This is a genomic window from Brytella acorum (assembly GCF_029309905.1).
GTDB lineage: Bacteria > Pseudomonadota > Alphaproteobacteria > Acetobacterales > Acetobacteraceae > Brytella > Brytella acorum.
Genome location: NZ_JARBJP010000023.1, coordinates 1 through 13,753, shown reverse-complemented (window position 1 = coordinate 13,753; position 13,753 = coordinate 1). Strand labels below are relative to the sequence as shown.

The 13,753-nt window shown below is 56.2% G+C and carries 9 protein-coding genes and 2 pseudogenes; 1 reads left to right on the top strand and 10 read right to left on the bottom strand.

Annotation, left to right across the window (positions count from 1 at the left end; genetic code table 11):
- The 7 genes and pseudogenes from PWM43_RS15380 to PWM43_RS15025 form a co-directional block, all read right to left on the bottom strand.
- Positions 1–90 (bottom strand): annotated as a pseudogene (locus PWM43_RS15380) (DNA-binding response regulator); the annotation flags it as partial.
- Positions 87–3,089: pseudogene (locus tag PWM43_RS15050) on the bottom strand (efflux RND transporter permease subunit). The pseudogenes PWM43_RS15380 and PWM43_RS15050, both read right to left, overlap by 4 nt.
- A gap of 8 nt (positions 3,090–3,097) precedes the next feature.
- Entirely contained in the window at positions 3,098–4,294 is a 1,197-nt protein-coding gene (locus PWM43_RS15045; protein WP_289843293.1) for an efflux RND transporter periplasmic adaptor subunit, read from the bottom strand.
- Complete coding sequence (locus PWM43_RS15040) at positions 4,291–5,016, bottom strand: TolC family protein (protein WP_289843292.1); 726 nt, start codon at positions 5,014–5,016, stop codon at positions 4,291–4,293. Before PWM43_RS15040 ends, PWM43_RS15045 begins: the two co-directional genes overlap by 4 nt.
- A gap of 207 nt (positions 5,017–5,223) precedes the next feature.
- Entirely contained in the window at positions 5,224–5,601 is a 378-nt protein-coding gene (locus PWM43_RS15035) for a hypothetical protein (protein ID WP_289843291.1), read from the bottom strand.
- A gap of 689 nt (positions 5,602–6,290) precedes the next feature.
- Positions 6,291–7,385: a PepSY-associated TM helix domain-containing protein gene (locus tag PWM43_RS15030; protein WP_289843290.1), complete on the bottom strand. Its 1,095-nt coding sequence runs from the start codon at positions 7,383–7,385 to the stop codon at positions 6,291–6,293.
- A 45-nt stretch (positions 7,386–7,430) separates the two neighbouring features.
- Complete coding sequence (locus PWM43_RS15025) at positions 7,431–9,479, bottom strand: TonB-dependent siderophore receptor (RefSeq protein ID WP_289843289.1); 2,049 nt, start codon at positions 9,477–9,479, stop codon at positions 7,431–7,433.
- Positions 9,480–9,810: 331 nt separating this feature from the next.
- Between PWM43_RS15025 and PWM43_RS15020 the strand changes: the two genes are divergently transcribed.
- Entirely contained in the window at positions 9,811–10,227 is a 417-nt protein-coding gene (locus PWM43_RS15020) for a hypothetical protein (RefSeq protein WP_289843288.1), read from the top strand.
- A 188-nt stretch (positions 10,228–10,415) separates the two neighbouring features.
- Here PWM43_RS15020 and PWM43_RS15015 read toward each other — a convergent pair whose 3' ends face one another.
- From PWM43_RS15015 to PWM43_RS15005, 3 genes are all read right to left on the bottom strand, one after another.
- A complete protein-coding gene (locus PWM43_RS15015) occupies positions 10,416–11,381 on the bottom strand; it encodes a FecR family protein (protein WP_289843287.1) in 966 nt (321 codons plus the stop codon).
- Positions 11,382–11,517: 136 nt separating this feature from the next.
- Positions 11,518–12,027: a sigma-70 family RNA polymerase sigma factor gene (locus PWM43_RS15010; RefSeq protein WP_289843286.1), complete on the bottom strand. Its 510-nt coding sequence runs from the start codon at positions 12,025–12,027 to the stop codon at positions 11,518–11,520.
- Between the two features lie 570 nt (positions 12,028–12,597).
- Positions 12,598–13,527: a PepSY-associated TM helix domain-containing protein gene (locus PWM43_RS15005; RefSeq protein ID WP_289843294.1), complete on the bottom strand. Its 930-nt coding sequence runs from the start codon at positions 13,525–13,527 to the stop codon at positions 12,598–12,600.
- Between the last annotated feature and the right edge of the window lie 226 nt (positions 13,528–13,753).

The window sequence follows — 13,753 nt, the reverse complement described above, 5'->3', positions numbered from 1 at the left end:
GAACCAGTCGACGACATGTCCGGCCTGGCGGACGCGGTCTCTTACGGCCGAGCCCAGAGCGGGTTCGTCTTCGATAATCAGGATTTTCATGAGATGCGATTTTTCATCATGCGCGCGTACAGCGATGGCAGCACGAGCAGTGTCAGGAGTGTCGAGGAGATCAGGCCGCCGATGACGACCGTGGCCAGAGGACGCTCGACTTCGGCGCCGGCACTGGTTGAGACCGCCATGGGAATGAAACCCAGACTGGCCACGAGAGCGGTCGCCATAACCGGTCGGAAACGTTCTTCGGCAGCTTCATATGCCTCATGAACGGCCCCGCGCCCCGCCACACGCAGGGCATTTATGGCGGTGATGAGTACCACGCCGTTCAGCACAGCCACACCGAACAGGGCAATGAAGCCGATTCCCGCGGAGACGCTGAATGGCAGGCCACGCAGAGCGAGGGCCAGGATGCCACCCGTTGCGGCCACAGGCAGATTGACGAAAACAAGCCCGGCCAGCCAGACGGAATTCAGCGCAACGACAAGCAGGGCAAAAATCAATACCAGCGCAATCGGCACAACAACGCCCAGACGCGCCATGGCCGAGCGGAGATTCTGGAACTGGCCCGCCCAGACAACGCGATAACCGGGGGGCAGGGCAATTTTCATGCTGACCGCCTTCTGCGCTTCGGCGACAAAGGAGCTGAGGTCACGCCCGCGAACATTGGCCTGCACGATCAGACGACGGCGGATATTGTCCCGGCTGATACGGGGAGGGCCGTCCTGAACCGTGACCGTAGCAATTTCCGAAAGCAGAACAGCACCTTGTCCATCGGCGCGTCGTATCCTCTGGCGGGCGATCTGGTCGCGCGTGCCGACCTGTACACGATCGAAACGGACCTGCGTGCTGATCAGGGCATTACCGACTGTGACCGAGCGTCCAATGTGACCGCCGACCGCTTCAACCACGTTCAGAAGCTCCTGCTGGGAAACACCCAGTCGTGCTGCCTTCCGACGATCAATGTCCATATGGATGAAAGCAACGGTACCGTCTCCCTGTGGAGCCACGTCAGCCGCGCCGGGTATGGTTTTCATGACGCTCGCGACCCTGTCCCCCAGACGCGCCAGCGTAGCGAGATCATCTCCATAGATCGAGACGGCAATCTGCGTTCTGACACCGGACAGGAGATCATCCATCCGCATCTGCACGGGCTGACTCCATGACTGCTCCATTCCGGGCAGCTCGGTGCTCAGCACCCGACTCATTGCCGTGACGAGCCCCTCCTGTGTATGCGCCGTGGTCCACTGTGACGGTGGCTTCAGAAAGATGAAATTGTCTGTCTCGTTCACACCCATCGGGTCCGTAGGAATGGCCGATGTCCCCGTATTGCTGACAACGCTGCCGACCTCGGGAAAGCGGCGCAGGATACGCTCCTGAGGACTGACTTCCTTCAGGGTCTCGGGCAGTGAAATGCCTGGCAGTCGCGTCGTTGTCACCGTAAGAGCGCCTTCGTCGAGAGACGGAATGAACTCGCCACCCAGATGCAGACCAACCCACACAGAAAAAGCAAAAATCGCGAAAGTTGTGCCAAACAGAGTTCGTAGTCGGTTTTCGCACCCGTTCAGCAGGGGACCGTAACCACGGCGCAGAAAAGCAACGAGACGGGTATCGTCATGACGGCCGGCAGATTTCATCGCCAAAGCCCGGAACATCTTGCCCTCGATATCCTGCAATGTCAGGATCGGCAGATAGACCACGACGATGACAAGAATGCCGAAACTGACCGGCCGAAACACTTCGGTCGCCGCTGAGACTGCGAGGACGGCCAGCGGCGTCTTCTGCCCATTCGCCCGGTCACGAACACGATGGGTCATGAGATTTTCGACCACGACGAGAGAACTGTCGACAATCATGCCGAAATCGATGGCACCGAGGCTGAGCAGATTGGCGGAAATACCGAACCAACGCATTCCGGCCATGGCACAGACGAGTGCAAACGGGATGACAGAGGCAATGACCAGTGACGCCCGCTAGTCTCCGATAACCACGATCAAGACGCAAATGACCAGAAGCGCCCCGACGACAAGATTCTCCCTGACCGTTCGGATGGTGCTGTCCGTCAGTGTTGAACGTACGTAATAGGGGTCAAGCGTCACACCTTTGGGTAGAGATTGACGAATATCGGGAAGGGCGGCGTCAATGGCGTTCAGCGTGGCATCGGAACTCGCGCCCATGCGCATCATGATGACGCCGATGACGATTTCACCCCGACCATCCCGCGTGACAGCACCAAGACGTGTTCTCGGCCCCATGGAAATGCGCCCGACATCCCGCAGAAAAATGGCGGAACCGTTGGCGTTGGTCCGGACCGGAATGGACCCGAAGTCATCAAGCGAACCGATCAGGCCGCGTCCGACGACAATCTGCTGCTCTTCACCGTGCTCGATCCAGCCGCCGCCGGACGCGGAGTTGTTGCCATCCACTGCGCGGAAAACGTCGTCGACCGATATACCGAGCGCAAGGAGGCGCGCCTGATCGAGAGCGACCTGAAAAGTCTGCTCGGCACCTCCGTTTACATTCACATCCACAACGCCCGGCACCAGCTTCAACTGTGGGGCGACGGTCCATGTCATCATACGGTTCAGATCCATCAGCGAATAACCATCGCCTTTGATCTGCAACTGCATGATCTCCCCAAGGCCCGTGGCGAGCGGCCCGATATTCACGCTGACCCCCGGCACGGATATTGTGCCTCTTGCCTGCTGAATCCGCTCTTCCACACGGGTGCGGTCGAGATTGATGTCCGTATCGTCCGCAAACTGGATGTAAACGACCGAGACCCCGGAGCGGGAGACCGACCTGAGATCGGTCATATCCGGGAGACGCGCCATGCTGGCCTCGATCGGAAAAGCGATCAGCCGTTCGACTTCTTCCGTGGCGAGGCCCGGCGCCACGACGGAAACGAGGACTTGTCGAGGGGAGATGTCAGGCACGGCTTCCACCGGAAGACCCCGGACGATGAAGCAACCGGCAATGAAGGTAAAGCCTATGACCCCAAGGACCAGCCAGCGTCGGATCTGCATGGCGGAGAGAAAGCTACGCATTGACGCCTTCAGCCTCCTTCGTTCATATCTGACACCAGCATCACGGCCTTCAGGGCGAATACGCCGTGGGTCACGATCCGCTCACCCGGGGAGATGCCGGAAATGATGACTTTCTGCTGATTGCCCGTGGCACCGACATGCACTTCCCGCGGTCGGAATCGATTGGGACCCGCCGGCACAAACACGATGCTTGCACCGTTGATTTCCGTAACGGCGTTTTCTGGTACAATGACTCCCATCGTCTTATCACGTGTTGGCAGATGGGTATTGACGAACATGCCAGGATGAAGACTGCCATCTGGATTGGGTGCCGTGCTTATGACGCGGACAAGACCCGTGGCCGGATCCGCCATATCACCTATCGAGGTTATTTTCGATCCTAGTAATGTCGTCCCGGTGTCCGAAACGAGTTCCGTTGTCTGCTCGCCGCCCTGCACCACCCGCGCGGCATCCTGAGGCAGGATGACAGAAACAATCCATACCGAGGATATAACTGTCAGACCCATCAGTTCCGTCGCAGGGGAAATGTGATCGGCGACACCGACGAACACGCTCTGCACTTCCGCAGCGGTGGGCGCAATGATTGACGAGGTCTCATCCAGCGGGCTGGTCTGGGCCCTATCTGATTCCGTAACGGAGTTGTATTCTTCTTCAAGCTGATGCCTCAGCGTATCGACATCGGCCTGTCGGGCAATAACATTGTCTTTTGCCGCCTGGAATACTGCCAGACGGCGCCTCGTCTCTCCTGCCGCGACGGTCATTCCTTCCAATTCGCGCCCCCGATCATAGGCTGACGCCGCATTCTGGCGGGCCGCCAGCGCTGTCGTCAGCGCGGCCTGTGCTCGGGTCATTTCAAGACGAACCAGATGCAATGAATGATCCTGATAGGCCAGGAGACTCTCCCCTTTGCGCACATGCCGGCCAGGCACGACGGCAATGTTCAGAACTTTACCGGCCCCCGCCGGATGAATACGGACGACATGTCCCGCTTCGGCGAGGACGGATCCCATCGCGTCCAGATTTTTTACGAGTGTGCCACTCTTCGCGATCGAGATAATCAGAGCAGAATTCTTCTGAGCCGCCTCTCCCATCACGACAATCGGTACATTTTCGGCGGCCCGTGCAGACCCTTCAACAAGGCGAAAAACAATCGCGACACATGGAAAACACTTCCAGATTTTCACGAAAACAGGTGAAGACGTCACTGGAATTCTCCTGCGGCGATCAATGTCCGAACGATGGCGACGTGCCAGGCGACTTCCGCCTGATTGCGACGCTGCAAAGCACTGCTGGCAGCGGATCTGGCCCGCAACAGTTCGACCAGCGACGTTTCACCGGCCTGCCATGATCGGCTCATCTCATTGGCGCGACTGTTCATGCTGTCGGCTGACAGAACAGAATTTCTGAATATGTCTCTCGTGGCGGTCAGGTGAGAAAGAACCTGAGCCAGTTCCTGCCTGACGTTACGGCGGGCCTGCTGTTCCTGGCTGACAGCCGCTGCCAGTCTGTTCCGAGCGTCCGTTTCCATGGGGACATCCCTGACATCGCTGGGCAGAGGGATGGCGACCGTTACGCCCACACGGTCATCCCATGGACTACCGTACTGTTTTTCGTGAATTGCAGCTACGCCGACTTCAGGGTTCGGCATGAAAGAGGTTTTGGCGAGGTGGACGCCGGCTTCCGCCACATGCACGACCTGACGGGCGGCTTTGACGCGAGGATCGTTATTTTCGAGAGCCTCGATGGAGATCAGCCTGCTACGCGTTAAAGACGCAGTGTCAAAAGACAGGAGATCGAGAACGGTTGAACGTCCAAGTAAGATACGAAGCGCTGAAATCGCTGTTTCCACCTGCTCCTCAGTCATGGAATATTCGCTGGCGTCGTTTGCGACTTCAGACGCGATGATCTGCTGATCGGCGAGCGTCATCTCCCCGATGTGCTTCCCATGAATTACTGCCTCCTGGATTTTCTCCAGTATCTCTTTCTGAACATGTACGATTGCCAGTCGGCGGCGAGCTATGATGACTCTGGCTGAGATATCCAGCGTTTTCATAGCTACCGTCATTCGCGCTACATGCAGCCGTTCCTGAAGGATCGACGCTTCCGCTCTCGCGACACCGACGGTCGCGCTACCCTATCCCGGCAGCCAGAGTGGCACAGACACACCCCCCTGGTAGGTTGTGTATCCTTCATTGGTGCCTATGGCATGATCATCGAAATACTGCCCAACGACTGTCGGAGCACCGGCGAACCAGGAACGGGCTGCTTCGACCCGCACCGATGCCGAATGATAGTTCGTATTCAGTTCAGTCCGACCGGGATCCAGGGACCAGGCCGCTTCAGCGGCCTGCGCAAACGTGATATTTTCTGCTTTCGCCTCTGAAATAACGTTGAAAAACAAGGCAAGTGTCAAAATAGAATATAAATGATATGTATACGGTAATTCCATATATTGATTTATTTTCTTTGATCTGAAGTGCGGAGTCTGATAATAAATATCACGAACACGCATAAACCATGCCACCTGTATGTATCATCACGCGAGAAGGCCACCACGCAATCGATGTCATACCAGATGAAACTGACAGCTCCCTGAACGGCGTCACTGAAACGGATACATTCAACCTCTTGCGCGGAAAATGGATGACGATTGGTAATTTTTACCGAAAAGTGTAGTCGCTGATGATAAAGTCAAGAATTCGAAAAATCTCTTGATTTTGGTTGGGTGTCTGTGATTGCACTCCCTCCATGACCAAGGGGAGAATGCAACGTGAAGCAGCGTGGTTTCTTTGGTGCCGAAGAGCGGCTTGCCCGAATGAGCGGGCTCGGTGAGCCAAACGCTGAGTAATCTGTCCAATGAGCAGACAGCGATAGTCCGGCGTGTGTCAATCGATGGAAGCCCCTTGGTCGGCTCGAACATTCATTGACAGACCTCCCGGCTTTGATCACCCGCGTCATGAATGTCGCAGGAGCGACTCTCGAACCTTCCACACCTCCACCTCACACATCTGATATGAGAAGATCACGCTTCCTGCATGGAAGGACAGTACAGATTGGCACAAGTTCAGGCTGCAACCATTTGGCGTTACGTTGCGTTTCGGCTTCGGTTCCAGACGACGCGGGTGCCGGCGGGCTGCGTCTTCTGCCGTATGGGGCAAAGAGGCGGGTTCCGGCTCGACGCCTGACTCGGGGAGGCGGGCGTCAGGCGTCGACCTTTCGCTTACCTGCCCAGAGCACCACGCCGCTGACGAGAACGGCGATCACCACCAGATCGAACAGCGCCCAGATCACCTTCAGCGGCGTGCCGCCATAATCCCCGAAATGCAATGGTCGCGAAACTTCCAGCGCGCGCAGATACCACGGCATGGGCACGACGGCGGTGACCCTGCCGCTGAGAGCCTCCACCAGAACGGGTGTATACAGCCGGCTCGTCAGTGACGTTTTCCCCTTCGTCCAAACAAGGTAATGGGAACGCGCACCGAAACGTGAGCCGGGATAAATCACGCTCGTCACGCGCATTTCTGGAACGGCGTCCTGCGCTGCCTGAACAACCCCGTCGAGAGATGCCAGTGCACTTATCGTCGGGACCGTTGCCATCCGCCAAGGATAAAGTAGAGTCTCGGCGGTCGCCCGCTGCCACAGGGCAAAGAGTGGGCCGGAAATTTCGTTCAATGCTCCGGTCAATCCCACGACACTCATCCAGGCGACAAGCACGATCCCCAGAAGATTATGTAGATCGAGCCATGCCAACCGCCCCTTTTCACGGCCGGCACGGATGGTGCCGAATGTCAGGCGCTTCATAAACGGACCGTATAACAGAACGCCCGAGACGATAGCCAAAATGAAGAAGATCGCCATCAGAGCGAGGAAGAGTGCACCGATCAGACCAGAAAACAGATCGCGATGCAGATGCAGTATCATCGGAAGCAAACTGTTTCCAACCTGCGAGACTGTTTTATCATCCCGAAGCAGGGCACCTGTGTGAGCATCGAATTTCAGCCCATGACCGACCCGAGGTGCGTCATTGAAGCTCAACCATGATGGCGCCATCGTCACGAGAACTTGCGGCTCGTCGTCATCCATGAACACGGACGTCACCACCTGCCCGGGATAGCGCTCCCGTGCAGAGGATAAGATGGTCTTCAGCTCGCTTCGAGGCGCATCCGCGGCCACCGCGGCATAGGGCCTCGTCTCGTCCAGCCAATGATCGATCTCCTCCTCAAATATCAGAGGTAGGCCTGTGACGCATATTACCAGCAAGAACGCAGTACAAACCAAACCTGACCAGCGGTGCATTATGATCCAAACTCGTAAAGAACTCCTCCGCATCGCTCTCGCCTTTCAGAAATCGGCTCGTATCGCTGCCATAACACTACGTGGGGCACCGTAACTTCCATAATAGCTTGTAGGAAGACGAGCCCAGTACACCTTGTCCGTGGCATTGTTCACCGTCAGCGTGGTAGAAAGGTGGGGAGTGACCTTATACCCAACCTGTAAATCCAGGACAGTATAGCCACCCTGCCAGACAACGTAGTCACGCGAGGTCCGGGACGAAACCAAAAGACCGGCACCGAACGACAGGTCTTTCAGTATACCGTTCTGAATCGTGTAACTGGACCAGAATTTGAAATTATGCTTTGGTTCTTCGGGTTGCAGACTTAGATTGCCATATACCGGGTCGGAAATATACTGCGTCTCCAGCCATGTATAACCGGCGTAGATATTCCATCCCGGCAACGGACGTCCGTTGATCTCAACCTCGACGCCCCGGCTTCGCGCGTGCCCGGATGAAACGTAATAGCGTATATCCGAAGGATCGCTGACAGCCCGATTGTTTGTCTCCAACTGGAAAGCTGCCAAAGATGTAAGGAGATTTCCTGAAAGAAAGGATCCTTTCACTCCAGCTTCATACTGACGCCCCGTCACAGGTTTCAATCCCTCGCCAGAAGCTGTCAATTCCGTCTGCGGCGTGAAGATCGACGAGAAACTGAAATAGGCTGTCAGCTCGCGCGTCAGATCGTACAGGATACCCGCATTTGGCGTCAGCTTGCCTTCCACTCCCGGCTGGCCCGAACGGGACAATCGGGCAGGTAGAATGGTGCGGCTGTCGGCCCAGTAGGAACTGACACGCCCACCGAGAACCACAGTCAGATTCTTGATAGGGTGAAGCCGAGCCTGTGCGTAAGCTCCCCATTGTTCTGACGTTGTATCGTTGCCGCCGGAATAGGGAAAATTGGGCTTCGACAATACGGATTTGAATATATTTAATGTGGATGTGGCCCCCGATCCATACAGGCTACGTTTATAAACTTGGTACATATTCGTCCCGACAAGTAAATCCATCGGACGATTCATAATATTAACTCTATAGTTTATATTCGAGTCCGCACCAATCATGTTTTGACGATTTAAATTGCTCTGCTCAAAATATTTCGATAAATTCGTATTATAATTAACACCACCACCCATATAACTATATATTCCGGACGAATCCAGATATCTATCTATGACACTTGTTGACCATATTAGATTTTTACCAAAAGAATGCGTGATATTGACATAGCCTTCACCCATGGAATTCGGGCTGTCGTTCCAGGAAGAGCCAAAAAATGCACTCCTGGAAAAATTCAGGAATTTGTTGTTCGTATAGCGGGACTGACCGTAATCAAACGGCCCACGATCTGAATACTGATAAGAACCCGAGACTGTCAGCCTAGTCTGTGGGTCAATATCATAATCGACGATCGCATAGAGCATTGCTTCCGACTGATGCACTTCGTGAACAAATGAATCTGCGCTTTGACCTGATGCAACAATTCGAGCACGTAAAGTATGGCTTGCGTTTAGTGGCGTATTGACGTCGGCATAGGGGCGCACATTATTCCAAGAACCGGCCTGGACACCAACGTGAGTAGCGAATGCGTCCTGTGTATGCTTGCGAACCAGATTGACGGAGCCCGCACCGGAACCCGTCCCCTGCAGCAACCCGGTAGGGCCCCGCATCACCTCCACGCGGTCATACATCATCATATCAAATTGCGGCAAATACTGAATACCGGAGACAACCGGCATGCCATCATACTGCACATCAAGAGTATAGCCGCGCGACATGAAATAAGCGGTACCATCACCATAAGGCGCCGCCGTGACCCCTGTCGTGAAGCGCAGTACATCTTCGACCGATATCATGTTCTGGTCGCGAATACGCTGCTGTGTAACGACCGATACTGAATTGGGTATCTGACGAACCGAAAGCGGGAGCTTGCCCGCGACCGTCACGCGATCGGCGGAATAGCGGCCATCACGAACCGTATCGGCGGAATCCAGCAGACTGGCAAGTGACTGCCGCAGTTGGCCCGAGACACGGACAGGGCCAAGAGTAATCGTCAAAGGCGCAGCAACAACCTTGTACGCTCGCGACCCGGTCGGGAGGTAGCTCAGGCCGGTTCCTTGCAAAAGTCGCGACAAAGCGTCAGAGGGGGTTAAACTGCCCCGAAGACCAGCGGTCGTTATGCTCGCGAGCATGGGGGCCTGCGAGGTCAACGGCACATGGGCTTGAGTACTGAAGGTCACGAGCGCATCGGAGAGAGAGCCAGCCGGGATGTCGAAATTAACGCGTGGACCAGCGGAATAGGTCGGAGATCGCGCTTCGTATCCGGGTCGAGACGAGCCATCCTGGAGATTTGACGTCTGTGCCATAGCCTTTGTCATGGACAAAGGCGTGAAGGTTGTGGTTCCCGCAAGAAGAATGACCGATACAGCAGTCCTCCGCAGTGGCTTTCCAGAAGCGCGACACCGTAGAATACTTACATTGTTTGCAATCAATATTTCTTGTTGGAAAGAGCATGCCTTCGCCCGCGACGGCTGTGTCGCCGAATTAAAGCCCGCGGAAGGCTGCCTGGGTGTAGAAGCACTCCGGGAAGCGGTCGAAAAATCAATGAAAGGGTCCATCGTCGCTGCGCTCTCCGTCCTGTCCAATTGCCTGGCCGCAAAAATGCAATTCACTCGCATTCGTGGTTCTCGACTAGACAGATGCGGGGGCGCCGCGATTTTTCCCCCCAGCAACGGATTTTTTTGCCTAAGAAATGGAGAATTTTTATATCTCTATGAAATTATTAGATTTTTAACTTTTTTTTGATATGGGTGACGTCCGATCGAACGCTATTCACGTCAGGATGACATATGCCGGGACACGATCGTCGTTATCTCTCCGAGGCCTGATCACATTGGGTGCGCAAAGGATCGATATCTGACCCCAACCTCAGATATTAAGAGGATAGAAACTGGAGACGCCACCAGCGGCGAAAAGAGGCAAGTGGGAGCTCTTCAGCGTGCCCGGACGATATCGATCCAGGACGACATTGAAGAAACCTGACCACCATAAGCTTCGACGATCAGACGCAATGACGCTTCCGGTTGCCGCAGGTCGTATGTCCCGGTGACCCGCTTTTTTGCCAGTTCCCTGTCAGCAAGAACGATCCTTGTTGCTGTCCACGGCCGCAAAGCATCGATCAGAGCCCCAACAGTCTGATCACGGGCGATCAGCGTCCCATCGCGCCAGGCACCGATGGTCGCGGCAGGTGCGGCCCCTGCGGTGGCGGTCGCACCGGATACCTGCTCCCACTCGCCCGCGTGCAGATTCCGTTCGATGATGCCGGATCGAGTGGAGGCCACATGGACCTCACCTTCCCGCACGGCGACTGTCGTGGCGTCGCCATCCATCCGGACATCGAATACCGTGCCGACATCGGTCGCTGTGACAGTACCGGCCGTCACGCGAAACGGCCGCGTGGGGTCATGACGGACCTCGAACAGAGCCTCGCCCTGAAGCAGACGGACCCGCCGCTCCGAACCGTTGATCGTAAGGGATACGGCCGCACGCGGGGCGAGTATAATCTCACTGCCATCCGCCAGACGGATATCGCGCGTCTGCGCCACCGGCGCATAATGATCGGCGCGCAGTCGCACGAGCATATCTGGGGACATGAAAGCGAACGCGGCACAGGCCGCCGCGAGAGCCAGCGCACAGCTCGGCAGGAACCGTCGGGCAGCGCGGCGCGCTTCCTTGCGCCGGACAGGCAAAGCTGAGGGGAAGATCGGCGTGTGAAGAGAGCGTGGAATCGCCGCCATGACGGTGGCCGTCACATTCATCTCCTCCCACGCCCGGGCATGCGTCGCATCGCTCGCCAGCCACTCGGCGAACCGACGTTTCAGATCCTCGTCATCCGGATCGTCCCGAAGAAAAAGATACCAGCCTGCCGCTGCCTGCGCTGGCGTCTTCCGTTCAGTCATGACAAGCCAAGCCTCCCGGAGCGCACGACGACAGCCAACCCGATTTCGCACTTGGAGCAGGAATCGAAATGCCGCCTACTCTAACAGATGCGCGGCGGAAGATTTTTTTCCCTCGGATTCGAAACCACACGCGGTGTTATTGTCCTTCCTTGCGGACACGGTCGCAGATCACCATGCCTTCCTCGATGAGACCATGGACACGTGTCAGGGAAAGCCCCAGACACATGCCGATTTCCCGCAGCTTCATTCCTTCGAAATGATACATACGGATTGCTTGTCGCTGGCGTTCATCGGGCAGGGCGACGATCGCGTCGATAATGCGTTGCATCGTCTCGCGGGAAGCGGCGGTTTCTTCGGGCGAAACCTGCTCGTCCGCCAGCGCGGCCGTCGCGACCTCGAAATCCGTGCCCGCAGTGGCTTCCAGCGCCTGCCTGCGCCCACGGGTAATCACCAGATTGCGCACCATGGTGCGGAGATAATTCAGCGGAGCGGCGATCGTCTCGATCTGCTGTCGGCTGAACAAGAGCCAGACATCCTGCAGGATATCTTCGGCGACCGCCTGGTTGCCCGACAGCCGGGTCGCATAGGACAGAAGACTGGCCCGATGAGTCTGATAAAGTTCCAGCGATGTGCGTGCGCGATTCAACGCAAGGCCCTCTCCAGAGGCACAGATCCTCGTCCGTCCGATACGAAATTGCGATCAATTCTCAAGTTGATGCCATAGATCGAAGTGGTTCGCAACCGGATCAGCAAGGCGTCGGCGGCAGGTCCCGGGACTAAACATACAAGGCAATCCCATGAAACCCTCACCGGCGGCGGCGCGCAGGCCGTCATTCCCTCACGGAAGGATGCAAACCTGATAACATTTTACGCACGACCCTCTCTCCAGGCATGGCAACGCCGAAGGGTGAAGGTGGGGCTGATATCCGGGCAGCAACGTGCCACGGATTTTGCAGCAGCCCCTTCAAATCTTTCTCCCCGTTCCCATGGGTTTTGCAGCGTAATGTCCCACGACTTTGACACCGATTGCCCCACCTGTGTTGCAGGGGCGACCTCATGCTTCTTCCATGTAACCCGCCCCACCACTTCGGCATGGGCAATGGTATCAAGGCATTGATGACTCTTGGAAAAACCCACTATAGTTTGGTCGGATGGAATTTTATCGTTTGCGCGAGATGGTGCCCATGGTCGGCCCAGCCCCGAAGAACGTCTTGCATCACTTTCCCTCTGTGACTGAGCACGACAAACAAGCAGAAATGTGCTCCGGATTGATGTCGGAGCCGAGCGCCCGGAGAGGGGCACCGGTAGCGATCTTTCGCTTGCCGATCCAGAGAACGATGCCGCTGACGAGAACGGCGATCACGACAAGGTCGAGCGAAGCCCAAATTACTTTCAGGGGCATGCCGCCGTAGTCGCCAAAATGGAGCGGACGAGAAAGCTCAAGAAAATTGAGATACCAGGGCATTCGCAAAACGGCGCTGACCTGGCCCGAGCGAGCGTCTACAAGAACGGCCGTGAAAAGTCGGCCTGTCAGAACCTTGTCGCCTTTAACCCAGACGAGATAGTGGAACGGACTTCCAATGCCCGCCCCGGGAAAAACAGCGCTGACGATCCGCATGCCCGGCAGAGCGGCCTGTGCGGCGGCCAAAACGCTACCGATCGGTGCCAGCGCCCCAACGGGAGGTGGGGTCTGTCCTTGCCATGGGTTTAAGACTTTGCGGACGTCCTGCTGCTGCCACGTCATAAAAAGCGGATCAGACAATGCGTTCATGAAACCCGTTATTCCAACTGCAGCCATCCAGACTGTCAGAGCCATTCCCAGAAAATTATGAAAATCCAACCATGAGAACGCCTGCCTGCGTCCTGAACGCACAGTCCCGAAAGGACGCCCGCGCATGAACGGAGCGTAAACTATCACACCAGACAAAAGTGCAAGACAAAAACAGAGAGATACACTAGCCAGCACGATACTGCCCGTCAGGCCGCTCAGGAGATTTTTGTGCACCCCCTGAAGCACCGCCATGACAGGATGACGGCTCCGCACGGGTCGTGCATCATCACGCAATAATCTGGCATTTCCAGAATCATAAGTCAGAAAATGAGCGGAGCGGGGATTGGTATTGTACTCCGGCCATGATCTTGCCATGCCGACGACAGTCTGTGGTTCATCGTCATCGACGAAGACGGATATGACGATCTGCCCGGGATAACGGCCTCGGGCGGAAGACACTATGGCATTCGTCACCTCGAATGAAGAGGCTCCGGGGGCATCCGAATAGGTTAATACCAATTTGTTTTTGCTATGACCCATGAGCCCAGTCGCGCAATCCGAGAGACATAATGCGCCATGGCTGGTCGGTGAGCTGGTTCCA

Bases quoted from the DNA above. Each gene is read 5' to 3' on its own strand.
- PWM43_RS15040 (WP_289843292.1), bottom strand. From the start codon at position 5,016: ATGACGCTCGCCGATCAGCAGATCATCGCGTCTGAAGTCGCAAACGAC.
- PWM43_RS15035 (WP_289843291.1), bottom strand. From the start codon at position 5,601: ATGCGTGTTCGTGATATTTATTATCAGACTCCGCACTTCAGATCAAAG.
- PWM43_RS15030 (WP_289843290.1), bottom strand. From the start codon at position 7,385: ATGCACCGCTGGTCAGGTTTGGTTTGTACTGCGTTCTTGCTGGTAATA.
- PWM43_RS15015 (WP_289843287.1), bottom strand. From the start codon at position 11,381: ATGACTGAACGGAAGACGCCAGCGCAGGCAGCGGCAGGCTGGTATCTT.
- PWM43_RS15005 (WP_289843294.1), bottom strand. From the start codon at position 13,527: ATGGCAAGATCATGGCCGGAGTACAATACCAATCCCCGCTCCGCTCAT.